This window comes from Nitratidesulfovibrio sp. (genome assembly GCF_040373385.1).
GTDB lineage: Bacteria > Desulfobacterota > Desulfovibrionia > Desulfovibrionales > Desulfovibrionaceae > Cupidesulfovibrio.
Genome location: NZ_JBDXXH010000008.1, coordinates 161589 through 186154 on the forward strand (window position 1 = coordinate 161589; position 24566 = coordinate 186154).

General features: G+C 67.6%; 19 protein-coding genes. 9 read left to right on the plus strand and 10 right to left on the minus strand.

Annotation, left to right across the window (positions count from 1 at the left end):
• Window positions 1-266: 266 nt before the first annotated feature.
• Complete coding sequence (locus tag ABWO17_RS13810; protein ID WP_353119490.1) at window positions 267-1361, plus strand: permease; 1095 nt, start codon at window positions 267-269, stop codon at window positions 1359-1361.
• On the plus strand, window positions 1358-2593 hold the full coding sequence (locus ABWO17_RS13815; RefSeq protein ID WP_353119492.1) for a hypothetical protein: 1236 nt from the start codon (window positions 1358-1360) through the stop codon (window positions 2591-2593). Before ABWO17_RS13810 ends, ABWO17_RS13815 begins: the two co-directional genes overlap by 4 nt.
• A gap of 184 nt (window positions 2594-2777) precedes the next feature.
• On the opposite strand, the gene ABWO17_RS13820 is transcribed toward ABWO17_RS13815, so the two are convergent.
• Window positions 2778-5606 carry an FAD-binding and (Fe-S)-binding domain-containing protein gene (locus ABWO17_RS13820; RefSeq protein ID WP_353119494.1) on the minus strand — a complete coding sequence of 943 codons (2829 nt, stop codon included), beginning with the start codon at window positions 5604-5606 and terminating at the stop codon, window positions 2778-2780.
• A 394-nt stretch (window positions 5607-6000) separates the two neighbouring features.
• Between ABWO17_RS13820 and ABWO17_RS13825 the strand changes: the two genes are divergently transcribed.
• Window positions 6001-6672, plus strand: coding sequence for a nucleotidyl transferase AbiEii/AbiGii toxin family protein (locus tag ABWO17_RS13825; RefSeq protein WP_353119496.1), 672 nt, complete (start codon window positions 6001-6003; stop codon window positions 6670-6672).
• On the plus strand, window positions 6669-6977 hold the full coding sequence (locus tag ABWO17_RS13830) for a hypothetical protein (RefSeq protein ID WP_353119498.1): 309 nt from the start codon (window positions 6669-6671) through the stop codon (window positions 6975-6977). Before ABWO17_RS13825 ends, ABWO17_RS13830 begins: the two co-directional genes overlap by 4 nt.
• Before the next feature lie 94 nt (window positions 6978-7071).
• Here the strand turns inward: ABWO17_RS13830 and ABWO17_RS13835 are convergent, their stop codons facing one another.
• From ABWO17_RS13835 to ABWO17_RS13845, 3 genes are all read right to left on the minus strand, one after another.
• Complete coding sequence (locus ABWO17_RS13835; RefSeq protein WP_353119500.1) at window positions 7072-7365, minus strand: type II toxin-antitoxin system RelE/ParE family toxin; 294 nt, start codon at window positions 7363-7365, stop codon at window positions 7072-7074.
• A complete protein-coding gene (locus ABWO17_RS13840) occupies window positions 7353-7634 on the minus strand; it encodes a CopG family ribbon-helix-helix protein (RefSeq protein WP_353119502.1) in 282 nt (93 codons plus the stop codon). Before ABWO17_RS13840 ends, ABWO17_RS13835 begins: the two co-directional genes overlap by 13 nt.
• Window positions 7635-7730: 96 nt before the next feature.
• A complete protein-coding gene (locus ABWO17_RS13845) occupies window positions 7731-11504 on the minus strand; it encodes a DEAD/DEAH box helicase (protein WP_353119504.1) in 3774 nt (1257 codons plus the stop codon).
• A 407-nt stretch (window positions 11505-11911) separates the two neighbouring features.
• Here ABWO17_RS13845 and ABWO17_RS13850 point away from each other — a divergent pair, with 407 nt between their 5' ends.
• Together ABWO17_RS13850 and ABWO17_RS13855 are read left to right on the plus strand one after the other, a co-directional pair.
• The gene (locus ABWO17_RS13850) at window positions 11912-12592 is read left to right on the plus strand and encodes a LysE family translocator (RefSeq protein WP_353119506.1); all 681 of its coding nucleotides are present in this window, start codon (window positions 11912-11914) and stop codon (window positions 12590-12592) included.
• 44 nt (window positions 12593-12636) lie between these two features.
• A complete protein-coding gene (locus tag ABWO17_RS13855; RefSeq protein WP_353119508.1) occupies window positions 12637-13578 on the plus strand; it encodes an AraC family transcriptional regulator in 942 nt (313 codons plus the stop codon).
• 59 nt (window positions 13579-13637) lie between these two features.
• Here the strand turns inward: ABWO17_RS13855 and ABWO17_RS13860 are convergent, their stop codons facing one another.
• From ABWO17_RS13860 to ABWO17_RS13880, 5 genes are all read right to left on the minus strand, one after another.
• Window positions 13638-14150 (minus strand): amphi-Trp domain-containing protein, encoded by a 513-nt coding sequence (locus tag ABWO17_RS13860; protein WP_353119510.1) that lies wholly within the window; start codon window positions 14148-14150, stop codon window positions 13638-13640.
• A gap of 337 nt (window positions 14151-14487) precedes the next feature.
• Window positions 14488-15867 carry a sigma-54-dependent transcriptional regulator gene (locus ABWO17_RS13865; RefSeq protein WP_167125509.1) on the minus strand — a complete coding sequence of 460 codons (1380 nt, stop codon included), beginning with the start codon at window positions 15865-15867 and terminating at the stop codon, window positions 14488-14490.
• A 240-nt stretch (window positions 15868-16107) separates the two neighbouring features.
• Window positions 16108-17550: a sensor histidine kinase gene (locus ABWO17_RS13870; RefSeq protein ID WP_353119513.1), complete on the minus strand. Its 1443-nt coding sequence runs from the start codon at window positions 17548-17550 to the stop codon at window positions 16108-16110.
• Between the two features lie 3 nt (window positions 17551-17553).
• Window positions 17554-18915 (minus strand): phosphoglucose isomerase-related protein, encoded by a 1362-nt coding sequence (locus ABWO17_RS13875; protein WP_353119515.1) that lies wholly within the window; start codon window positions 18913-18915, stop codon window positions 17554-17556.
• Window positions 18916-19146: 231 nt separating this feature from the next.
• On the minus strand, window positions 19147-20319 hold the full coding sequence (locus ABWO17_RS13880; RefSeq protein WP_353119517.1) for a pyridoxal phosphate-dependent aminotransferase: 1173 nt from the start codon (window positions 20317-20319) through the stop codon (window positions 19147-19149).
• Between the two features lie 369 nt (window positions 20320-20688).
• On the opposite strand from ABWO17_RS13880, the gene sfsA reads away from it, so the two are divergent.
• Complete coding sequence (gene sfsA, locus ABWO17_RS13885) at window positions 20689-21450, plus strand: DNA/RNA nuclease SfsA (protein ID WP_353119519.1); 762 nt, start codon at window positions 20689-20691, stop codon at window positions 21448-21450.
• Window positions 21451-21524: 74 nt separating this feature from the next.
• Here the strand turns inward: sfsA and ABWO17_RS13890 are convergent, their stop codons facing one another.
• Entirely contained in the window at window positions 21525-21800 is a 276-nt protein-coding gene (locus ABWO17_RS13890; protein WP_190245385.1) for a hypothetical protein, read from the minus strand.
• 764 nt (window positions 21801-22564) lie between these two features.
• On the opposite strand from ABWO17_RS13890, the gene era reads away from it, so the two are divergent.
• Entirely contained in the window at window positions 22565-23488 is a 924-nt protein-coding gene (era, locus tag ABWO17_RS13895) for a GTPase Era (RefSeq protein ID WP_353119522.1), read from the plus strand.
• Between the two features lie 134 nt (window positions 23489-23622).
• Window positions 23623-24441 carry a YggS family pyridoxal phosphate-dependent enzyme gene (locus tag ABWO17_RS13900; protein ID WP_353119524.1) on the plus strand — a complete coding sequence of 273 codons (819 nt, stop codon included), beginning with the start codon at window positions 23623-23625 and terminating at the stop codon, window positions 24439-24441.
• Window positions 24442-24566: the final 125 nt, after the last annotated feature.

The following is a 24566-nucleotide window of genomic DNA, read 5'->3' on the forward strand; positions in this document are numbered from 1 at the left end:
CGGGCGCAAGCGGTCGGTCAGGGGGGGGCATCAAGGGCGCGGAGCGCACGGTGCAACCCGGTTGCATTCGTGTCCGCTGCGGGGTATGCGGGCGTGGCGGTGCGCAGGTCATCGGCCCTGTCCCGGCCAGATGCGACGACCCGGCCCGGTGCGCCCGGATGCAGCCATTCCGGTCATTTTTCCGCCGTCTTTTCCCGCCCATCGTCCACAGTATCCATACCGGCACACCACTCCATACCAGCCTGCCATACCAGCCATACCATTCCATGGACGCACGCCTCATCCATCTCGCCCAGACAGCCCTTGCCGTGTTTCTCGAAGCCCTGCCCTTTTTGGTGCTGGGTTCGCTGGTGTCCGCCTGCATGGAGGTGTTCGTGCCGCGTGCGTGGGTGGAACGCCGGGTGCCCAAATCCCTGCCGGGGGCGCTGGCCTTTGGCGTGGCGCTGGGCACGGTGCTGCCCACCTGCGAATGCGGGGTGGTGCCCGTGGTGCGGCGCATGATGGGCAAGGGGGTGCCGGTGCCTGCGGCCATTGCCTACATGCTGGCCGCGCCGGTGGTGAACCCGGTGGTCATGGTCTCCACCTGGGTGGCCTTTCGCGGCGACGTGCTGATGACCGGCCTGCGCGCGGCGGTGGTGGCCGCCACGGCGGTGGCGGTGGGTATTTCGGTGCGCCGCATGGTCGTGGGTGACGCAATGCGTCCCAATGCGACCGGTGCCCGGGAAACCTGCGGTTGCGGCTGCGGGCATGACCATGACGAGTGCGGACATGACCATGTCCATGCCGGATTCGTTGTCGGTCAGGTAACCGGGCCTCACAACGGGCGACCGACGCTGCTGCCGCAGTTCGGCGAGGTGCAGGGGGCAATGGCGGCGGTGCCTGCCATGGCCGCTGCGGCGGGAGGTGCGGCGCCCCCCGCGTTCGTCCCGCCTGCCGCAGCCGTATCCCGCGCGGCACAACTGCACGGGGTGGCCCGGCACATGACCGCCGACCTGCTGGACGCCTGCGCCTGGTTGCTGCCCGGCGCGCTGGCCGCCGCCGCGTTCCGCACCTTTACCCCGCCCGAGGCGCTGTTTCTGTTCATGGATACCCCGGCTCTGGCCATTCCCGCCCTGATGGGGCTGGCCGTGCTGCTCAGCGTGTGTTCCGAGGCCGACGCCTTCGTGGCCGCCTCGTTCGTGGGCTTTCCCGCCTCGGCCCGGCTGGCCTTCGTGGCGCTGGGGCCCATGCTGGACCTGAAGCTGATGGCCATGTACGGCGCGGCCTTTCGTCGCGGGCTGGTGCTGCGGCTGGTGGTGCTGCCCACCGTCTGCGTGTGGGCGGCGTGCATGCTGCTGGCCGGGCTGGGGGTGCTGGAATGAGTGCCGCCTTGCCCATTCGGCCCATCCGCTTCGCGCTTCGCCTGCCGTCCGCTGCCGTGCTTGCCGACGTTGCCCTGCTGTGGGGCATGACGCTGGTCATTGCCTGGCTGGGGTGGTCGGGCACGTATTCCATGTTTCTGAACCCGCGTTTCCTGTGGCTGACCCTGCTGACCGGCGCGGCGCTGGCCGTGCTGGGTGCGGCGGTGCTGCTGCGCGGCATGGCGGGCGCGGCAACGACTCCGGGAGCAGGAGCCGTAGCGCGTCCCGTGCCGTTGCGCCGGGCGGTGCTGCTGGGTCTGTTGCTGGGGGTGAGCCTGACCGCCACGGTGGACTGGTGGGGTGTGGGGGCGGCCCTGTCTGGCGTCACGACGGCTTCGTCTGGCGTGACGACGGCTCCTTCTGGCGTGATGACGGCTCCGCCTGGCGCGGTGACGGGCAAGATTGGCGGGGGGACGGCAGATTCGCCGGTATCCGCCAGCCCGGCTGGCCCGGCCCGATCCCTGCCCCTTGGAACCGCCGTGGGTCCGGACATGCATTCCGGCGCCCGTTATGACGACCCGGACGCCTTTGCCGGGCCGTCCGATGGCTGGGAGGCTCCCGGCAAGTCTGACTCACGCCCCGGTCCGTTCGACGACGCGCCGGTTGAAGACGAGCTGGGGCCCCGCGCCATGTACGCGGACAAGGACTACGTGCGCATCAACCTGGCGGAGCTGTTCCTGCTGGAGCGGCGCAACAGGCCGGAGGAACTGGCCGGGCGCTATGTGTTTCGCGGCGCGGTGACCCGTCACCCCACGCTGGATGCCCAGGGCGCGGTGGCCGTGTTCCGGGTGAGCCTGTTCTGCTGCCTGGCCGATGCCACGGCGGGCGGCTTTGCGGTGCGGCCCGACGTGCAGGAAGATGACCGCCCGACCAGCGGCAAGACGCCTCGCGCGGCCTCGTCTACCCCGGCTCCCGTCACCTCGCCGCCTGCGCCTGGCGCGGCCTCCACGCTGCCGGTGCCTGCATCGCGCGGCGTGCTGGCTGGGCTGCGCGACGGCCAGTGGGTGGAGGTGTACGGTCGCCTGACCCGTGAAAAACTGCCCGTCAAGCTGGCCCGCCTTGCCCCGCGCGACGTGTTTGCGGGGTCGTTGAACCCCGACTGGGTGTTCACGGCGGACGCGGTCCGGCTCATCCCGCCGCCGAGCGATCCGTTCATCTTCCAGTGGCGCGAGACCGAACCCTATTTGTGGTAGGGGCACGCCGCTGGCGTATCCCCATCCTGCCTCATCCACATTCCTTTCTTTGCCGACGCGCACATGACAAGACCGGGAGCGGCCCTGCGGCCACTCCCGGTCGTTTTGTTCATGTGTCGGCGGGTGCGATATTGTCCTTTCCGGTCAGGCGGACGCCAACGGGCGAAAAGACAATTTGGAGCCCTTACGCGGGCTTCGGGGTCGTCACCTCATCCACCAGATACAGGATGTTGCGGTACGGAATCTTGCCGTGCAGCGACAGGCCGATTTCGCAGGTGCGGCTGGTGGAATAGCCTTCCTCGCAGATTTCCACCTGCCGCCGCAGTTCCTTCAGCGCGCCCGTGTTCAGTTCCGGGAAGCTGAATCCACGGTCGCCGGCGAAGCCGCAGCAGAACACGTCTTCCGGCACGATGACCTGTTCGGCGCACAGTTCGGCCAGTTGCTTGAACTTGCCGGGCAGGCCCAGCTTCACCGCCGTGCAGGTGGAATGGATGGCGATGGTGCGTTCCGCCTTGCGGAAGTCCAGCGCCTGCGTCAGGTGCTCCAGCGCGAACTCGATGGGTTCGTACAGTTTCAGGCGCTTATCCAGGGTTTCCTTCATGCGGTACAGGCAGGGGCTGGTGTCGCACAGCACGGGGATGGCCCCGTTGTCGCTGACCTTCAGCAGGGCCTCGGACAGCTCCTTGGCCTTCATGTCCGCCTGCGCCTTGAAGCCCTTGCTCTCGAAGGGCTGGCCGCAGCACAGCTCGCCCAGCTTTTCCGGGAACAGCACGTGGTAGCCCGCCTTCAGCAGCAGGCCGATGGTTTTGGCGGGCAGCGGGTCGCGCTGGTCGTCGTCGCGGGCCGGGCCCATGGAGCGGGCGATGCAACTGGGGAAGTAGACCACCTTGCGGTCGGACACCGGGCCGCGCGGGGCGTGGGCCGGGGCCGATGCGCCGGTGGGCATGGCCCGCGTCCACAGCGGGGCCTTTTTCAGCGAGACCACGCGCAGGAACTGCGCGCCCTTGTTCATGACGTCGGTGCCCAGCACCCGGTGCAGCAGGTCTGCCCCGGTCAGCGCCACGGACACGGTGCGGCACACCCCGCCGTAGTGGCGGGCCACCCAGTCCGCCGCCTTCTGCGCGCGCGGGCCCACCTTGTCGGCCCGCAGTTCCTTGATGAACGCGCCGGTGTTGATGCCCACCGGGCAGCGCGTGGCGCACAGGCCGTCGGTGGCGCAGGTGTTGTCGCCAAGGTAGTCGTAGCCCGAGAACAGCTGCTTGAGCAGGCCGGACTTTTCGTCGCCCGCCTTCATGCGCGATATTTCGCGCCAGCCCACGATGCGCTGGCGCGGGGTGAAGGTCACGTCCTTGGACGGGCAGATGGGTTCGCAGAAGCCGCATTCGATACACTTGTCGATGATGGAATGCGCGGCGGGCAGCGGCTTCAGGTTGCGGATGTGCGCTTCCGCGTCCGGGTTGATGATGACGCCGGGGTTCAGCAGTCCGTACGGGTCGAACAGGTTCTTCAGTTCGCGCATCAGCAGGAAGGCGTCGCGCCCCCATTCCAGTTCCACGAACGGGGCCATGTTGCGCCCTGTGCCGTGTTCCGCCTTGAGCGAGCCGGAGTAGGTGCCCACCACCATGGCCGCCACGTCGTCCATGAAGGCGCGGTAGCGGTCAACTTCCGACTGGGTGTTGAAGTCCTGCGTGAACACGAAGTGCAGGTTTCCTTCCAGGGCATGGCCGAAGATGATGGCCTCGCTGTAGCCGTGCTTGGCGAACAGGGTTTGCAGTTCCAGCGTTGCGTCGGCCAGCGAGGCGATGGGGAAGGCCACGTCCTCGATGATGACCGTGGTGCCCACCTTGCGCACCGCGCCCACGGCGGGGAACAGGCCCTTGCGCACGTTCCACAGGGTGCCGAACTCGGCGGGCACGTCGGTGAAGGCCACCGGGCGGATCTTGGGGATGGCGTCGATGGACGCGGTGATGCGGGAAATCTGGTCGTCCAGGGTGGCCTTGTCACCCGCGCGGGTTTCCACCAGCAGGGCGGCGGCGTCAGCAGGAAGGCCCTGCAATCCGTCGGGCATGCCGGGCTTGTCCTCGACGGAGCGCAGGGAGGCGCGGTCCATCATTTCCACGGCGGACACGGGCTGCTGGCGCAGGATGATGGTGGCCTCGCACGCGCCGCGGATGGTGGGAAAGATGACCAGCGCCGAGGCCTTGTGGGCGTGCTCTGTCACGGTGTGGTAGGTCACCTCGCTGATGAAGCCGAGGGTGCCTTCCGAACCCACCATGAGGTGCTGGATGATGTCGAACGGGTCGGCAAAGTCCACCAGCGCGTTCAGGCTGTAGCCGGTGGTGTTCTTGATCTTGAACTTGCGGCTGATCAGGTCGGCAAGGTCCGGCTTGTTCATGATCTGCGCCCGCAGGGCGGCCACGCCGTTGACTATTTCCGGGTGGGTGCGCTGGAAGGCGGCGCGGCTCTTGGTGTCGGACGTATCCAGCACGGTGCCGTCGTGGAACACGACGCGCATGTGGCTGAGCGTCTTGTAGCTGTTCTCGGCCACGCCGCAGCACATGCCGCTGGCGTTGTTGGCCACGATGCCACCGATTTTGCAGGTGTCGATGGAGGCCGGGTCCGGCCCTATCTTTTTCCCGAATTCGGCCAGCAGCCGGTTGGCGTGGCTGCCGATGATGCCGGGTTGCAGGCGGATCTTGGTGGCGTTGTCGAAGATGGCGTACTTGCGCCAGCCGTCGCCCAGACGCACCAGGATGGAATCGGTCACGGCCTGGCCGGAAAGGCTGGTGCCCGCCGCGCGAAAGGTCATGGGCAGGCGGTGTTTGTTGGCCAGCTTGATGACGCCTACCACCTCGTCCTCGTTGTGGGTGTCCACGACGATCTTGGGGATGAGCCGGTAGAAGCTGGCGTCGGTGCCGTAGGCCAGCGTGCGCAGGGGGTCGGTGAACACGTTGCGCCGGGGAATGAATTCCAGAAGTTCCTTCAGAAATGCCTGGTATGCTGCGGGGAGCATGCATGCCTCCTGTTGGGCGGTTGGCGGGCAGCCTTTGGGGCGGGAGTGTGCCTGCGGTCGTGGGTGCGGCCATGTCCGATGGCGCGCCACGCGGCCGTCATGCCGCGCGCCCGATGCGGGTGGGCGCGGCGCGGGCCGGTACGGGCCGTGCGTATGTCATGGGGCATCGGGGACATGGCGGACAAGTATAACGTTCCGCCATGCCCGGCGCTTGCCGGTGCACGGGACTCCGGGAATTTCCACCCTAGCACGGGGGCGCGGGCGTGGGAAGGGGTAGGGTGCGAAAGGGGTGGGCGCTCACGCGGCGGGGGGCGGGGCGTGTTAGCGGCCATGCGGCGCGGCACTGACAGCTATCCGTGAAACTGGTATATTGCGGCAGCCATAGGAGCCTGCCATGCCGGAACGTTTCACCCCGAATCTCGACATTCTGCCCGAAAGCCAGAAAGCCCTGTGGGCCGAACTGGACGCCACGCCGCGCGATTTCGTGCTGTACGGTGGCACGGCGCTGGCCCTGCGGCTGGGGCACCGAACCTCGGTGGATTTCGATTTTTTTTCCAACCAACCGTTCGACCCGGAGGCGCTGTATGCGGCGGTTCCGTACTTGCGCGATGCCGCAGTGCAGCAGATGGCACCCAATACGCTGACGTGCGGCGTGGACAGGGGTGGGCCGGTGCAGGTGTCGTTTTTCGGTGGGCTTGCCCTGAACCGGGTGGCCGACCCCGACGAAGCCGAAGGCGCGGGCATTGCCGTGGCCTCGCTGCTGGATGTGGGCGCGGCCAAGGCCAAGGTGGTTGTGGCGCGCCCGTCATGGAAGGACTACGTGGACATGGACGCCATCCTGCGGGCGGGCGAGCCGCTGGCGCGGGTGCTGTGCGCGGCCGTGGCCCTGTACGGTCCGCCTTACAGTCCGTTGCTGACGTTGAAGGCGCTGACGTTCTTTGACGATTTGGGCGACGAGGTTCGCGGGGATGTCCGCGCGCGGCTGCGCACTGCCGTTGCGGGCGTGCGGCCTGAAGATCTCGGCCCGCTGCCCGTGTCCGTCGGCGTGAAGGAGGCCACCGCATGAGCCGACCACAGGATTCGGGGAACGCCGACGAGCGCGCAACGTTGCTGGGCGTGGCCGCGCGGGTGGTGTGGTTTCAGCCGCCGGAAGCAACCCTGGCCGACCCCGTGCTGTTCCTGTGCCACGTCATGACCTATGGCACGCTGGAAGACGTGGTGGCGGTGCGCCGCAGCTTCGACGAGGCGGCCTTTCGCCATGCCCTGAAGCGCGCACCCGCAGGCGTGTTCGACCCGCGCTCGTGGACCTACTGGCACGTGGTATTGGGATACGCGGACATTCCGCCGCTGCCGGAGCGCTTTGCGGCGTAGGGGGGCGTTGAGGCGGCGAGCCGTCCCCACCCGCGTGCAGCCATCAACGGCAAAGGGGCGGGTCTGATGCGGCCCGGCCTTCGCGCGCCGCCGCCTAATATCCTGCCTCGCGCTGGTGTTTCAGCGCCAGAATATGCACGTCGTTGCCGATCACCGCGTACACGAAAACGTACCCCGCCCCTCCGAAGGGAATCAGCAGTTCCCGATATTCCGGGTCGAAGTCGTCCGCAGGGCGGCCCGCATCGGGGAACTGCTCCAGCAGCAGCGCCTTTTCCCGGATGGCCTTGATGGCGGCCACGGCGGCGTCTTCGCTGTGCCCGGAGAGAAAGCGGTACGCGCGCTCAAGGTCCGCCAGGGCGTTGGCCGTCCAGCGTACTAGATATGGCATTTGGGCAGGGGGGGCTTGTCGCCCTGAATGATCTTGTCCATCCATTCGACGACTTCGGCGTTGGTCAGGTGCAGACCCGTCTGCACGTAGTGCTCATGGGCAAGCCGTGCCTCCTGGCGCAGGGCCTCGCGCTTTTCCTCGCGGTCGAGGTAGCTCTCTATGGCCTGAAGCATCAGGGAATGGGGCGTGCGCCTGCGCGCCTGGGCGAGGGCTTGTATCCTGTCCCGCAAGGCCGGGGGCATCTTTACGCTGGCATTGACCTGTTGCATGGGGCACCTCTGGTCGTAAGTTTTACGACAATGGGCTTTTTCGTCAACCATAGAGACATGCCCGTGCCTGGTCGTGGTGCTTGGCTACACCTCAACCTACCACGCCACCGGCACCCGCACGGCCTGCCCGGCCTTGTTGGTGAACAGCAGGTAGCCCTTTTCGCGGCCATGCAGGAACAGGGCGCGGGTGATTTCCACGTCCTTGCGGCAGTATTCGGTGATGAGGTCGAGGCGCTGTTCCTTCCACCATTGCAGGGCTTGCAGGCCGTCCGCAGATTTGGGCGTGCCGAAGGTGGCTTGGGCCAGGTTGTCCAGCGAGATGCGGTAGGACAGGCGGTCCTTTACCTTGGTCAGCATGTCCAGGGTGGGCAGGGTGTGCAGGTCGTAGGGGGCGAAGGGCGAGAGCACCGCGTAGTCGAAGCGCGAGATGTTGAAGCCCACTACCAGGTCCGCCGCGCGCAGGCGGTCGAGCATTTCGGGCACGGCGTCCTGCTCGTAGGGGGTGTAGGAATCGTCGGCGGCGTCGTACAGCACGGCCACGCTCACGCCCATGCGGTCGGCCCGGTTCCAGCCGCCCACGTCCGCAGCCGCGCGGCGGGTTTCCACGTCCAGCACCATATAGCGGCCCACGGGGGCGATGATCCTGCCGTCCGTCTTGCCTTCCGCCGGTGACGCGAAAAGCGGCCCGGCGTCGCGGGGGGATGTGGTCATGGCGTGCTCCTTTGGGGCATGTCTCGTGGCGTGGCCTTGCATGGGGCGCTGGCCCGAATGCGGTCCATGGTCGGCAATTGTTCCTGTTCCGGTGCGTTCCGCAGACATCGGGTGACGAGGGGTTGCCCCTTCTTCCATATACTGAAAATCGTGCCGCGTTGTCTCGTCCGGGTGATGATGCCCGCTTCGGGCATCATCACCCGGACGCAGAAAGGGGGTTTGGGGGATATATAATCCCCCAACGGGGTCCGGGGCAGCGCCCCGGCTCTTATCACCCACCCCTTCTTCAAAAATATTCCTCTCTTCTCCCTGCTTCCCCCCCTGCTCCAGCCCCGGCTGCACCGGGTCGGATTCCGGCGTGCCGCTGGCCATGCGGTCCAGCAGAAACAGTGCGCCTGCCTTGTCGATGGGCCGGTTGCCGGAGCCGCACTTGGGCGAATGCACGCACGAGGGGCAGCCGGTTTCGCACGGGCATTCGGCAATGGCGGTGCGGGTGGCGCGGAACAGCCCGTCGGCGTCGGCAAAGGCGGCGCGGGTCAGCCCGGCCCCGCCCGGCAGGCCGTCGTAGATGAACACGGCGGGGCGGCCCACCTGCGCGTGCATGGGGGTGGAGATGCCGCCGAGGTCGTTGCGGTCGGTCATGACCAGCAGCGGCAGGATGCCGATGGCGGCGTGCTCCAGCGCGTGGATGGCGCCCATGAAGTGCAGCAGTTCGTTCTCGGTGGCGATGCGCGCGGCATCGGGAATCTCGAACCACAGCCCCTCGGTTTCGAAGACGAAGGGCGGCGCGTCCAGCGGCACCACGGACAACAACCGCTGGCCGGACACGCTGCGCTTCTCGTAGCCGGTGATGGTTTCGGTCACCCGCAGCTTGCCCAGAAACACGCGGGTGCCGCAGGCCACGCACTGGTCGTGGATGTCGAGGATCTCCGTGGTCTTGTTGGCGCGCACGCGGGTGAACCACGACACGCGGGCCTGTTCCGCCACCACCTTCTGCGCCCTGGGGTCCAGCCGGGTGATGACCCAGCTGCGCCCCCGGTGCAGGTATACCGCGCCGGGGTGGGTTTCGCGGTAGGCGCGGTGGCCGTCCACGCTGCCGATGATGGTGCCGTCGCCGTCCTCGATGGTGAAGGTGTTGCCGCTGCCGCGCAGGTCCACATGGCGATGGGGCCGCTTGCGCGCGGCCAGCAGCGTTCCGCCATCGGCGCTGCGCAGCACCAGCCCTTCGGCCTCCAGTTCCGCCAGCGCGGTTGCGGCGCCCGGCGCGGCCAGCCACGGCTCGTCGGCAGGCAGGGGCAGTTCCGCTGCCGCGCATTCGATGTGCCGCTTGGCGATGACCGGGTTGTCCGGATTGACCACGGCGTGCTCGGCGGGCCGCTCGAAAAATTCGTTGGGGTGCCGCACGAAGTACTGGTCCAGCGCGTCTTCCCCGGCGATCAGGATCACCGCCGATTCCTGCTGCGCGCGGCCTACCCGGCCCCCGCGTTGCAGGGTGGACATGACCGTGCCGGGGTAGCCCACCAGTATGCACAGGTCCAGCCCGCCGATGTCGATGCCCAGTTCCAGCGCGCTGGTGGAAATGACCGCCAGCAGGTCGCCCCCGGCCATGCGCGCCTCGATGTCGCGCCGTTCTTCCGGCAGGAATCCGGCGCGGTAGGCGCTGATGCGGTCGCGGTACGGCCCGGCCTTTTCCGCCGCCCACATGCTGATCAACTCCGTCATGCGCCGCGACTGGCAGTACACGATGGTGCGCAAGTTCCGCGCCAAGGCCGCGCGCAACAGCTGGATGGCCGCCGTGGACGGGCTGTCGTCCGGGTTCACGAACACGAAGTGCCGCAGGCCCTGCGGTGCGCCGCTTTCGGTGATGACGTCGATATTGCAGGGGGCGCTGCCCCCTGCACCCCCGTAAGGGGGCCGCGCCCCCTTAACCCCTTTTGCGGAATCAGCGTGCACTTCGTGCCCACTGATTCCGGTGGGGTGGACAGCGCTTTCTTCAACCCTATTGGAAAATTTAGGGGGGAGGGGTTCGGGGAGGGAGACCCTTTCACGCTCTGCGGACGCCATCCGCGCGTTGCGGTCCCTGTCCGTAAGGTTCGCAAGCTCACCTAACGGCCAGGGCAAGGTTTGCGCGTTGAGCTCACCTAACGGCTGCCGCAAAGGGTCCCCTCCCCGTTCCATTCCTTTGATCTTCACAGCATCAATGGGCACGCCCAACCCCGTGAGGTTGGCGGCCAGTTCGCCGGGGTTGCCCACGGTGGCGGAGCAGAACACGAAGGTGGGGTGCGCGCCGTAGCGGGCGCACACGCGCAGCAGGCGGCGGAACACCTGGGCCATGTGCGCGCCCAGCACGCCCCGGTAGGTGTGCACCTCGTCCACCACGATGAAGGCCAGCGAGGCCAGCAGGCTGGTCCACTGCTGGTGGTGCGGCAGGATGGCCAGATGCAGCATTTCCGGGTTGGTCAGCAGCACGGTGGGCGGGTTCTGGCGGATCTTGCGGCGGAAGTGGTCGGTGGTGTCGCCGTCGTAGATGGCGGCGCGGGGGCGCGCATCCTCGGGCCAGGCGGCGGTAAGGCCGTTGAAGGTGGAAAGCTGGTCCTGCGCCAGCGCTTTCAGCGGGAACAGGTACAGGGCGCGGGCGTCCGGGTCGGACAGAAAGCGCTCCAGCACCGGCAGGTTGTACACGTAGGTCTTGCCGCTGGCCGTGGGCGTGGCGACGACCACGTGCCGCCCGGCGCGGATGAGGTCTGTGGCGCGGGCCTGATGGGTGTACAGGTCGTCGATACCGTTGCGGGCCAGAATGTCGCGGACGGCCTTGGGCCACGGGCGGCGGTTGGGGGCGTGGGCGGCCTCGCGCGCGGGCAGGGCGCGGTGATGGGTGACCTGCCGCCCGAAGGGCGAGCCCAGCAGTGCGGTGATGTAGTCGCGTACGGGGTTGTCCGCGTCATGGCGGAAGGAGGCGGGAGGCGCGGCGGGGGCGTCTGGGGCATTTGGGGCGTCGGGGGCCGTGGACGCGGGGGAAGGCGTGGCGAAAGCGGTGCCCTGCCCCGGCGTGCCCGTGAGATCGGGGGGGCCTGTGAGATCGGGGCGATCGAGGGACTCAGGCGCGTTGGGCGCGCCGGGTGTGCCGGACAGGCGGAAGTCTTCGGGGGCGTGGGGCATGGGCTGGGGGTGCGCCCGGCAGGGCCGGGGGCGGGTTGCGAACGGAAGCGGAATGCGCGGAGGGCACGAGGGGCCTTGCCCCGACGTAGGGCAGGGGGGCGGGGTTGTCAACGTGGGCGGGGTACCCCGGACGGCCCGGACGGCCCGGACGGCGCGGCATGCCCTGCCAGCCCTGACCTCCGAAGCCCTTCACCATCGCAATATCGTCCTATGCGCGCGTGGTGTGCATGGGGCATGCAGCAGGCAGGATGCCGACATGCCCGCAGGTGGTGGCCAGACGTGCGCCGGACAGCCGCCGGACATGTGCCGGACATCTGCGGGACGCGCGCCGACGCACGCCAGGGAGTGCGCGTGCTTGTCGGGCATCGGGCATCCAGCCAGTAGCAGCCTGTACCGGGAGTCATGTCATGAGCCTGCTTTCGTTGCTGTTGTATTGCGTGGTGGTCACCTTTACGCCGGGGCCGACCAACATCGTCATCCTGTCCATTGCCCAGGGCGAGGGCACACGCCGCGCGCTGGTGTTTTCCGCCGGGGCGGCGGCGGCCTTTGCGCTGATGCTGGCGGCATCCGCCGCGCTGAACAGCCTGCTGGCCGAATTGCTGCCGCTTGCCCAGCCGGTGCTGCAACTGGTGGGCGGGGCGTACATGCTGTACCTTGCGTGGAAGGTGTACGGCATGGACGTGGGGCCGGACGTGGGGCCGGGCGTGGGGGATGCATCGGCAGGCGCCACTGGCGACGGCGCAGCCCCCGGCGCCCTCGCTGTTCACGGTGCCGCCACGCGTTCCGATCAGGCGCTGTTCGTCACCGGGTTCCTGATGCAGTTCGTGAACCCCAAGGTGGTCATGTTCACCCTGACGGTGATGCCCAGTTTCGTGGCACTGGCCCAGGGGTCGCGCGGGGGCGTGGCCGCCGGGGTGGCGGCGGTGTCGGTGATAGGCTGGGCCGCCTTTGCCGCGTGGGTGGGGTTTGGCGCATTGCTGCGCCGGTTTCTTTCGGCGTACCGGCGGGTGGTCAACGTGCTGATGGCCCTGTTTCTGGTGTACTGCGCGGTGGCCATGTCCGGCGTGCAGCAGGTGCTGGCCCATTGAAGGCGTGAGATTTCGATGCATGGCGTGGTGAGCGGATGGGACGCGTGAGCACGGATGCAAACCAGCGCGGGTGCGCCCGCGACGGCGGTGATGACGGTCGCCCCGCCCTTTCCGGCGAGCGGTTCGTGTACCGCCGTGCGGCGGGGGTGACGGTGCTGTCCGCCACCATGACCCGCTTTGCCTACAAGCGGCACGCCCACGAGGAATACGCCCTGGGGGTGACGCAGCGGGGCATTCAGCAGTACCGGCTGAATGGCGCGCAACTGGCTTCGCACCGCAGCGGGGTGATGCTGTTTTCGCCGGAGCAGGCTCACGACGGCAACGCGGGCGACAGCGGCGGCATCGATTACGTGATGGTCTACGTGCCGCCCGCCCTGTTTGCCGAGGCCACCGGGCGGCCAGAGGTGGTGCGCTTCGACACGCCCATCGTGTACGACGCCCGGCTGGCGGCGGTGGTGCTGCGGCTGGCGCACGGCGCGCTGCTGGGCCGCGACGAGGCCCTGACCTCGGAACGGTTGCTGCTGGCGGCGGGGTTGGCCACCAGTATGGCCGGGGGGCACGGGGCGAAGCGCCAGCCGCCCCCGGTGCCCCGGCATGGCGGCGCGGTGCGGCGGTCCATGGAGATGATCCGCGAGGGCATGGGCGCCACGCTACGGCTGGACGACGTGTGCCGCGAGGCGGGGCTGTCCAAGTTTCATTTCATCCGGCTGTTCCGCGACGAAACGGGCATGACGCCCTACCAGTACTTCCTGAACTGCAAGGTGGAGCACGCCCGCCATCTGCTGGAGGCCGGGGCCGACACCTACGACGCCATGCTGGAGTGCGGGTTCTACGACCTGTCGCACCTGAACCGGCACTTCAAGGCCATGTTCGGCACCACGGCCACGGAATACCGGCGGCTGTGGCTGCGTGCGGGCGGCGAGGCGGCCATACCGGCCATACCGGGCGGGACGGGGGCGGGGGGCGCATTCGTTTCTGCGCCGTGAAGGCAGCATGAAAAAGGGCAGGCCCATGGCCTGCCCTTTTGCGTTCGGGTAGTGGGGAACTAGTCTGTGGTTCCCTTGTCCTTCCTCTCCGGCTTGGCGTCCTTGCCGGGCTTGTCCTTGCTGGGCTTGTCCTTGCCGGACTTTTCGCCCTTTTCGGACTTGCCCTTTTTTTCCGGCTTCTCGTCCTTGTGGTCCCTTGCCTTGGCCTTTGCGGGCTTTTCGGCCTTTTTCAGGGCCACGTCGAGGTCGATGTCGCCTACTTCTTCCACGTCCGCGCAGCCAAGGGGGGCCAGGTGGTCGCGGCCCGGCAGGTTGGCCACTTCGTCGCAGGCGGCCACGGTTTCATCGTCGGGGATGCGCCAGGAAATTTCGACCATGAACTTGCCGCGTCCGTCGCGAACCTTGGCTTCCACGTCCACGTCCACGGCTTCGGGCGGGCTGAGCACCAGCGTCTCGTCGCCCTTCTGGACCTTCAGGCAGCGTTCCTTCAGCCCCTCGGCCAGCGCCTCGACGACGCCCGCCGCGTCCGCGCAGAGCAGCCGGGTACTCAGGGATATCTTCTGCTTTTCCATGGGGCACCTCCGTGGTGCGGTTTGTCGTACCTATCGACTATGCGGCGGGCATGACCACCCGTCAAGGCCGGGAAATTCGAAGATGATGCGTTGTGGGGGGCGGATTTTGGGGGGGCTGAGGGCAGGTACCCGCGCCTGCATATTACCCCAAAATAAAAGGTTTTGGGGGGAGCCTCAGCCGTTATGTGAGTCTTCGAGCATTACGGATGAGGACAGCAACGCGGGGTCCGGGGAGGGAGACCTTTTTACGCTTTGCGGACGCCATCCGTAAGGCTCGCAAGCTCGCCCAACGGCTGCCGCAAAAGGTCCCCTCCCCGGAAGTCTCTCTCAAAAACCCTTAGTGCCCCGTGATATTGTATTTCTTCAGCTTGTACTGCAGCAGGCTCTTGGAAATGGCGAGCAGCTCGGCGGCTTTCACCTGCACGAAGTCTGCGCGGACCAGGGCGCGGCGGATGAGGGCGGCCTCGATGCGTTCCAGGGTATCGGCCAGGTCCAGTTGCACGGGCAGCAGGTCCACGGCGCTTTTGAGCTGGGACTCCTCGTCGCGCAGTTCGGGGGGCAGGTCGTCCACGCGGATGGTATCGCCGGAAACGAGCACCAGGCAGCGTTCCACCACGTTCTGAAGCTGGCGGATGTTGCCGGGCCATTCGTAGCCGGTCATGTAGTCCAGCGCTTCGGGCGTGAAGGTCTTGGGGGTGACGCCGTTCTCGCGGGCCAGCTTGTCCACGAAGTGGGCCACCAGCAGGGGGATGTCCTCGCGGCGTTCGCGCAGGGGCGGCAGGGCAATGTGCACCACGTTCAGGCGGTAGAACAGGTCTTCGCGGAAGTTGCCCTTTTCCACCTCTTCCTGAAGGTTTTTGTTGGTGGCGGCAACGATGCGGATGTCCACCTCCACCTCTTCGGTGCCGCCCACGCGTTCGAAGCGGCGTTCCTGCAACACGCGCAGCAGCTTGACCTGCAATTCGGGGGTCAGCTCGCCTATTTCGTCCAGGAACAGGGTGCCGCCGCCCGCCTGCTCGAAGCGGCCACGGCGCATGGCCACGGCGCCGGTGAACGACCCCTTTTCGTGGCCGAACAGTTCGCTTTCCAGCACGCCGGGGTTCAGCGCCATGCAGTTGACGGAGACGAACGGCCCCTTGTTGCGGGGCGAGGAAAAGTGGATGGCCCGCGCCACCAGTTCCTTGCCGGTGCCCGATTCGCCCGAGATGAGCACCGTGGAACGGCTGGGCGCGGCGCGGTCGACCATGCTCAGGGTTTCGCGGATGGCCCTGCTTTTGCCGATGATCTGGTGCATGCCGTAGCGTTCTTCCAGATTTTCGCGCAGCACGCGGTACTGGCGGTGCATGCGCGAAAGCTCTGCGGCGTTGTGCACGGACAGCAGCAGTTCGTCGTTGGAGAAGGGCTTGGTGATATAGTCGAAGGCGCCGTACTTCATGACTTCCACCGCGCTTTCGATGGAGCCGAAGGCGGTCATGATCAGCACGGGAATGTGCGGCCAGTTCTTCTTGACCTGTTCCAGCACCTCGCGCCCGGTGATCTTCGGCATCTTCATGTCGGTGACGATGACGTCGACCTCCGACTCCTCCAGAAAGGCCAGGCCGGTCTCCGGGTCGTTGAGCGCGGTGACGGTGTAGCCCGCGTCGGTCAGCAGGGCCTCGAGCACGAGCAGGTAGTTCTTCTCGTCGTCGAGCACGAGCAGATGCGTCTTTTCGTTCATGATGGATCCGGTTGCGGTGTGCTGGTGCCGGGCGCGCTGGCCCGGCGGTGCCAGGGGAGGTTCAAGGGACAGAAATAGGGCCGGAAGGCCGCGCGCGCAACCCGAGAGTGGGCGTTTGCCGCAGATCGGGCATGATGGCCCGCGATCCGGCACGCGGCGCGGCGGGCAGCGGGTGGCGTTGCGCCCGTTGCGCCCGTTGCCCCCTTTGCGCGGATGTCTGCGCCGCCCCCCCCCGGGGGGCTATTCGGTGCGCAGGGGCAGGCGCACGTACACCACGGCGCCGCCTTCGGGCGCGTTGTCGATGCGCAGGCTGCCGCCGTGGCTGGTGATGATGGAATTCACGATGGGCAGGCCAAGGCCGGTGCCGTCATCCTTGGTGGTGAAGAACGGGTCCAGCAGCCGTTCGCGGTTGGCCGGGTCGAAGCCGGGGCCGCTGTCGCGAAAGGCCAGTTCCGCCGCGTCGCCGTCGCGGCGGGCGGTGACGGTGACCGTACCGGGGCCGTCCATGGCCTGCAACGCGTTGACCATGATGTTGTAGAACGCGCGGTACAGCAGGTCCCCGTCGCCGGAAACGGTGATGTCCGGTTCGATCTCGCGGGCCACGGTGACTTCGCGGCGGGCCAGTTCGCCTTCCAGGAACCCCAGCACGCGGTCGAGCACGGCGTCGGTTTCCACCGGGTCCTGCCGGGGCTGGCGGGGGCGGGCGTAGTCCAGAAAGTCGTTGACGGTCTGGCTGAGCCGCTTGGCCTCGTCGTAGATGGCTTGCAGGATGCGCGCGGTGACCGGGTCCGAACTGCTGGGGCGCTTCAGCAGCAGTTCCGCGCTGGAGCGGATGATGCCCAGCGGGTTGCGGATTTCGTGGGCGATGCTGGCCACCACGCGGCCCATGCCCGCCAGTTTTTCGTGCTGGTGCAGTTCCCGCTCCAGGCGCTGCTTTTCCTGCATGCGCTCGGCCATTACCCGTTCGGCGCGGCGGATGAACACCAGCAGCATGCCGAACAGCACCAGCGACGAAAGGCTGGCCGTGCCGATGATCAGCCACTGGAAGGCGAGGATCGAGCGCGTGTCGTTGGTGATGTCCTGGGTCATCTCCAGCACGCCCATGATGGGCCCGTCGTCGTCATCGTCGATGCGGCCCAGCCGGTTTTCCACGCGCAGGGGGTAGGTGGTGCGCAGAATGAAGCTGCCCGGCTCCAGCCGGGGAATGAACAGCGCCCGCCAGAACGGGATGTCGCCATCTATGGTGTAGCTGGGGTCTTCGTCGCGCAGGGCCACGGTCACTTCCGGCCCGGCCAGGTCTGCCCGGCCAAGGTCTGCCCGGTCTGTGGAATACGACACGAGCTTGCCGTGATCGTAGATGCGCACCCGCGAAACCTGCAAGCCGTGGATAACCGACTGCACCAGCTGGTCCAGCCGTTCGTACTGCACCGGCTGGCGCAGGGCGATGCGCCCGAAGCCCACCAGCGTGGGCAGGGTGAAGCGCCGGTAGATCTGGTGGTTAAGGTTTTCGGCCAGCAGCGAGGCGAATTCCTGCTGCTTGCGGAACATGGTGTTGCGCGCCGAATCGGTGATGACCACGGACATCACGATGCTGGTGGCCAGAATGAGCACCAGCGATACCCACGACAGAAAGCGGGCGAAGCCGAAGGGCAGGCCCCCCGGCAGTTCGAAACGGCGCGGCACCGGCTAGAACTCCTGCGATTGTTCGGCCCGGCCAAGGAAGGCGGCAAGGTCTGCCTCTTCCGCCGGGTAGCCGGGGGCGCCCAGCCGGGCGTTGGCAAGGCGCTTGCCAAGTTCCACGGCGGGCTGGTCCAGCGGGTTGATGTTCATGAGCCAGCCGGTGAACAGGGTGGCCAGTTCCAGCAGGCCCATCAGGCGGCCCGCTGCGGCTTCTCCGGTGCTGCCCATGCGCAGTTCCACAAGGGGGGTGCCCTGCTTGGCCAGGGCCATGCGGGTGCCCAGGCCCTCGGCGTCCAGCAGTTCGCCGAAGCGGCGGCCCTTCAGGAAGGCCCACTTGTCCGGCAGGTCCGCCGGGAAGGGGCGCCCCTGCGGCAGGCCGGGGCAGGTCAGGAACAGGCAGCCCTTGTCGCGCGGGCCATCAAGGAACATCTGCTGCAACGAGTGCTGATCGGTCACGCCCACGGCGGGCAGGGGCATGGTGCCCTTGCCTTCCTTGCCCAGACTTTCGGCCCACAGCTGGGCGAACCACGGGCCGAAGGGCGCCCACAGCGGCACGTAGCAGAAGAAGATCAGCTGCGAATAGTGGGCATCGGCCAGGGCCATGTTCCACAGGGCCAGCTGCCACGCGGGGTGGCCGGGCAGGGCGTGAGCCGGGTCTGCCACAAGGCCTGCCCCGGCGGCCTGTGCGCCGTCCAGCAGTGCGCGCCAGTCCAGCCCCATGAACGCGGCGGGCACCAGGCCCACGGCAGAGAGCACGGAATAGCGCCCGCCCAGATGGTCGGGCACGGGCAGCGAGGGCAGGTTTGCTGCCTGCGCTTCCTGCCGCAGGAAGCCTGCGGTCTCGTCGGTAACCACCAGCATGTGCTCGCGCCAGCGGTCGCCAAGCGCGGATTGCAGCCACTGCTTGGCCAGGAAGTATTGGGCCAGCGTCTCTATGGTGCCGCCCGACTTGCTGACGGCCACCACAAGGGTCTGTTCCGGCGGCAGGCTGGCGAACCACGCCTCCATGGTGCCCGCATCCACGTTGTCGGCAATCCACAGCCACGGGCCGTCATGGCCGGGCCGGTCCTGCTGCGGAAAGAACGCCCGTTGCAGCGCCCGTGCGCCCAGCGCGGAACCGCCAATGCCCAGCAGCACCATGTGGCGGTAGCGGGCAAGGGTGGGCTGCAACGCGGCAAGGCCCGACTCCAGCGCGGCGCGGTAGGGCATGTCGATGAACGGCAGGTGCCCGGCGGCCAGTTCCGCCTTCAGGCGGTTGGCCATCTCGCCCCTGTGCAGGTCGTGGGTGGCGGCGGCGTCCGGGGTCAGGCGGCCCAGCGGCGCGGCGGGCCAGGCGTTGGTCCAGTCGAGGCGATGGGGCTGGGGCATGGTCATGCTCCTTGCGGGCCGGGGAAAAGGCCCATGGCGTGGGTGCCGGTGATGCGCGGCGTGGCCGCGCGGGGCGCGACGTGAAGTGTGGTGGGCACCTCGCCGTCGCGCGGGCGGGGCCAGCGAAGCGGCGGCATGCCCCGGCCGGTCGCGTGCGCGAACCGCGCGGGACATGCCGCCGTCATATCATGCTTTTCAGCGAAGGGCGAGGCCGGTGGGCAACGCGGGATGTTATCCGAAAAGAACCTTCGCCACCTTATCCAGCGCAATCATCAGGGTATCGTCGGACACCGCGTACGAGAAGCGCAGGCAGGCGTCGTCACCAAAGGCCGCGCCCGGCACCAGCGCCACGTTGGCCTGCTCCATGATGTGGGTGCACAGGCTGGCCGAATCGGGCAGGGCCGGGGTGAACAGGGCGCGCATGTCCGCGAACAGGTAGAAGGCGCCATCGGGCTTGGGGCAGACCACCCCCGGCCACGACGAAACCACCCCGTGGGCCAGGTCGCGCCGACGGCGGAAGGCCTTTTTCATTTCCTCCACCGCGTCGTAGGGGCCGCTGAGGGCGGCCAGCGCCGCCTTCTGGGCCACGGAGCAGATGTTCGAGGTGGACTGGCCCTGGATCTTGGTCATGGCCTTGATCAGGTCGGGGTGGGCCAGGGCGTAGCCCACGCGCCAGCCGGTCATGGCAAAGGTCTTGGCCAGGCCGTTGACCACCGCCACGTTCTCGGGGTGGCGCACCCACCAGTCGGATACGCTGACGGCTTGCGCCGGTTCGTACACGAGGCGGTCGTAGATTTCGTCCGACACCACGAACAGGTCGCGGGCGATGGCCCATTCCATGATGGCATCGGTTTCCGCGCGGGTGTAGCAGGCCCCCGTGGGGTTGGAGGGCGAATTCAGCAGCAGCACGCGGGTTTTGGGGGTGACGGCGCGGTCCAGTTCTTCCGGCGTGACCTTGAAGCCGCGTTCCGCCGGGGACGCCACGAACACCGGCACCCCGCCCGCCAGTTCCACCAGCGCGGGATAGCTCACCCAGTAGGGGGCGGGCACCAGCACCTCGTCGCCGGGGTTGAGCAGGCACTGGAACAGGTTGTACAAGGCCTGCTTGCCGCCGTTGGTGACCACCGTGGCTTCCATGGGGGCCTCCACCCCGTAGAAGCGCGCAAAGTAGCCGCACACCGCCTGACGCAGCTCGGGAATGCCCGGCACCTGCGTATAGCGGGTGAAGCCTTCGTCGATGGCGGTCTTGGCCGCCTCGCGCACGTGTTCCGGGGTGGGGAAGTCTGGCTCGCCCACGGCAAGGCTGACCACCTGCACGCCCTTGGCCTTGAGCTCCAGCGCCTTGGCGTTGACGGCCAGGGTGGCCGAGGGCTTGATGCGGGTGAGACGGTCGGAGATTCTCATTACGGTGCGTCCTGTTCGCGGGTAAGGTGTGCGCTGCCGCCTGCGTGCCACGTGTCGCGCAGGGCACGAAAGGCACGGGTGGCACGGCGGGCGCGCATGAGAACGTTGTGCGGCAGGGCGGCTTTTGGGCGCTCCTGCTCTCGGCGGCTGGTTACCAGCTTACGGGGCGACTGTAAATTGCGGAAACATCAAAACATACCGGCAGGATGCGCGGGGCGCTGGCCGTGCCGTGACGCACGGTGCGCACCATGCGCCAACCTGCCGTAAGGAAAGGCGATGTCTGGCGAAGCAACGCGCCGTGAAAAAGCGGGCGCCGCAGGGGCGTGGGCCGGGGGATTGGTCGGGGCCACGGGCAGGGCGGGAGGCAACATGGGGGACGATTTGCCGATCATGGGGACGGCGGGCCATGGCGCGCCGCTGCTGCCGTTTCCGCCCGGCTGCGTCGTGGGCCGCTTTGTGCGGCGGGTAAAGCGGTTCAGCGTGGAACTGGAAGTGGATGGCGAACCCCTGTGGGTACACAGCAACAATTCCGGGTCCATGCTGGGGCTGATGCGCCCCGGCGCGGCGGTGCTGGCATCACCCGCGCCCAACCCCGACCGCAAGCTGAAATACACCCAGGAACTGGTGCGCTGCGACGGCGACGGCCCGCGCGGCTTCTGGGTGGGGGTGAACACCTCCGTCCCCAACCGGCTGCTGGAGGCGGCCTTCCACGCCGGGCGGCTGCCGTGGGCCATCGGGTACACCACCCTGCGGCGCGAGGCCAAGCGCGGCGAAAGCAGGCTGGACGCGCGGCTGGACGGCCCCGGCCTGCCCACCCTGTGGGTGGAGTGCAAGAACGTGACGCTGGTGGAGGACGACATGGCCGCCTTTCCCGATGCCGCCACCGAGCGCGGGGCCAAGCACCTGCGCGAGATGATGGACATCGTGGCGCGCGGGGAGCGCGCCGCCGGGTTCTACCTTATCCAGCGGCCCGACGGCCACTGCTTCGGCCCGGCGGACTACATCGACCCGGCCTATGCCGCACTGTTCCACGAGGCCCGCGCGGCGGGCGTCGAAATTCACCCCCACCGCGCCCTTGTGGGCATGGCGGGGGTGGACATCGGGTGCGAGATGGCGGTGGTGGGGAAATAATCGGAACAGGTGCGGTGTCGTCTGCACGGTCCCAGGGGAAGGCAGCAGAGCAGGGGAAACCGTGTCTTGCGTGATCAGGCCGATTCAGCGGCCTGCGCGTTCTGCCCCTTTTGCAACCGCTCCAGCGCGGCCTGCTTGCGGGCCTCCCACACCTTCATGCCCACGCGGCGGCCAAGGTCGGACTGGCGGGCGCGCAGCAATGCCTCCGCCGCCTCGCGTTCGCCCTGCTGATTGAGCATGGCGACCGATTCCAGGTCGCGCAGGTACTTTTCGCATTCGGCAATGATGCCGGAAAGGTCGATGGCCGAAAGTTCTTCCGGCACGCGGACCGATTTGACCTTGCGGGGCATGGCGTTCTCCGTGGGGGAGCGAGTGGGCGCGGGGTGCGCGGGCATCAGCTGCGGGGCATGGGGGTGCCGTCGCGGCGCTTGCCGAAGGCTTGCCGGAACGTGCGCGCCAAGTGGTCGATACACGTTCCGTCGTGCGGTCAGTAATACAGATGGTATCCGGAACGTCAACGGTCTATCGGGGTTGGATTTCCGGTTTTTTCAGAAGGCGTATCCCACTGCGGGTCAAAAGTGCGGGCGCGGGTGGGCCGTGCGTTCCCCTTTTGTCCCACCCGCCGCCCCCGTTTCCGTCGCCTTTACGGGCGGGGCGTTGGGCCTTTCTGCGGTTGCTGCGCCTTGACGGGCCGCGCCACGCCGCGTATGGGGCCTGTTCCGCCATGCTGGGCGGAATTTCCGGGTGGGGCCAGCGCTGCCCGATGCAGGCCCGACGTGGCCCCGGTACCGACCGACGCGGGCTGACCTGAAGTGCCCCAGACTGGCGGACTGACGGACTGGCGCGAACTGGAGCGGACCGGCCCGAAGTGGCGCGGTTGCTGCCGCCTTCCTCCTACCCCATGTTTCATGCCGCCGGGATGTGCCCGTTTCAGGCCGTACCGGCCACTGCGGCCCGTGCCCCGATCTGGCGCACCCGATCCGGTGCGACTGGCCCGGCATTGACCGCCCCCCCCGCACGTCCGCCAAATTTTCCCGCCGTTCCTTGACGCACGGCCCGTGCTGTGGAACATGCGGCGGAGAACACGACCTTTTTTCCGCAAGGAGCATATATAATGACCAAGACCGAACACCGCTGCGGCTGGGTTGCCCTGCTGGGGCCGCCCAACGCGGGCAAGTCCACGCTGCTCAACTCTGCGCTGGGCCACAAGGTGGCCATCGTCACCCCGCGCGCCCAGACCACCCGCAACCAGATCGTGGGCATCCTGTCCGAGCCGGACGCGCAGGTCATCTTCATGGATACCCCCGGCATCCACCAGCAGCGCGGCCGCATGAACAAGATCCTGTTGCAGACGGCGTGGCAGTCCATGCACAGCGCAGACGTGATCCTGGTCATGCTGGACGCGGACCTGTACATCAAGAAGCCGGACTTTCTCGAAAACGACGTGAAGCCGCTGATGGACGCCGTGGCTGCCGAAGAGCGCCCGGTCATCGTGGCCGTGAACAAGGTGGACCTGTTCCGCGACAAGTCGAAGATGCTGCCCCTGTTCACCGAGTTGCAGAAGCTGTGGCCCAAGGCAGAGGTATTCCCCGTCTCGGCGCTGAAGCGCGACGGCCTGCCGGAACTGGTGCAGTTGGTGAAGTCCAAGCTGCCCGTGGCCCCTGCCCTGTACCCGGAAGACCAGCTTTCCACCCTGCCGGTGCGCTTCATGGCGGCGGAAATCGTGCGCGAAAAGCTGTTCCTGGCCCTGCGCCAGGAACTGCCCTACTCCGTGGCCGTGGAAATCGAAAAGTGGGATGAAGAGGAAGGGCGCGACCTTGTGACCATCCACGCGGTGATCTACGTGGGCCGCCCGTCGCACAAGTCCATGGTCATCGGCAAGGCCGGGGCCACCATCAAGGACCTTGGCACCAAGGCCCGCGTCGATATCCAGACCCTGCTGGAAAAGAAGGTGCACCTTGAACTGTGGGTCAAGGTGCGCGAAGGTTGGACAGAGGACGTGGGCTTTCTGCGTTCGCTGGGTCTGGCCGACGAATAGCGACGCATGATCGGCAGGCAGGCGCCGCATGGCTCCTGCCCTGTCCTGTCGCAGGCGGCAGTTTTCGCGCCGCCCGTCCGCCGTGTGTCGTGCGGCGGGCGGCGCTCACGCTTTTTGCCATCCGGGATGATGCCATGTCTCACGAGAATGCAGCCGTTTTCGCCATTCTGCCGCCCGATGTCGCCCAGCCCCTGCTGGACCGCTGGGCCGCCGTGCGCGCCCGCGTGGATGGCGCCGCCCGCGCTGCCGGGCGCGACCCCGCCGGGGTGACCCTGGTGGCCGTGTCCAAATACCACCCCGCCGCGTCGGTGGCCGCGCTGGCCGCTGCCGGGCAGCGTGATTTTGGCGAGAATTATGTGCAGGAAGCACTACGGAAACAGGCCGAAGTTGCCGATATGACGGGCATGGGTCCGGATGGACCGTCCACGGCGGGCGGGACTGGGGGCGCAGGACCGCGCTGGCATTTCATCGGCCACCTGCAAAGCAACAAGGCCAAGGATGTGGTGGGGCGCTTTGCGCTCATCCATACCGTGGACTCGGAAAGCGTGGCCCGCAAGCTGGACCAGCGCCTAGCCACCCTGCCCGCGCAGGGGGCGGGGGGCATTGCGCCCGTGCAGGACATTCTGTTGCAGGTGAACATTGGCGACGAGGAACAGAAATCCGGCGTGGACCCGGACGACCTGCCCGCCCTGGCGGAAGCCGTGCTGGCCCTGCCGCGCCTGCGCCTGCTGGGGCTGATGTGCATGCCGCCCATTTTCGACGATGGCGAGGCCTCGCGCCCGTATTTTGCCCGGCTGCGCGAACTGCGCGATGCGCTGGCCCCCCGCGTGGGCCTGCCCCTGCCGCACCTTTCCATGGGCATGTCGCACGACGTGGAAGTGGCCGTGGCCGAAGGGGCCACCATCGTGCGGGTGGGTACCGACATTTTCGGCCCGCGCCCTGTCAGGGGGTAGTGGGTAGACGGGACGGCGGCAAAGGGGCAGGCGGCTGCCGTTCCCAGCCCCCCGGATTCGTTCGACAGCAGTCCGAAACGCCCGCCACACACGGGGCACGCAGCAACCACCCGCGCACGCAGCAG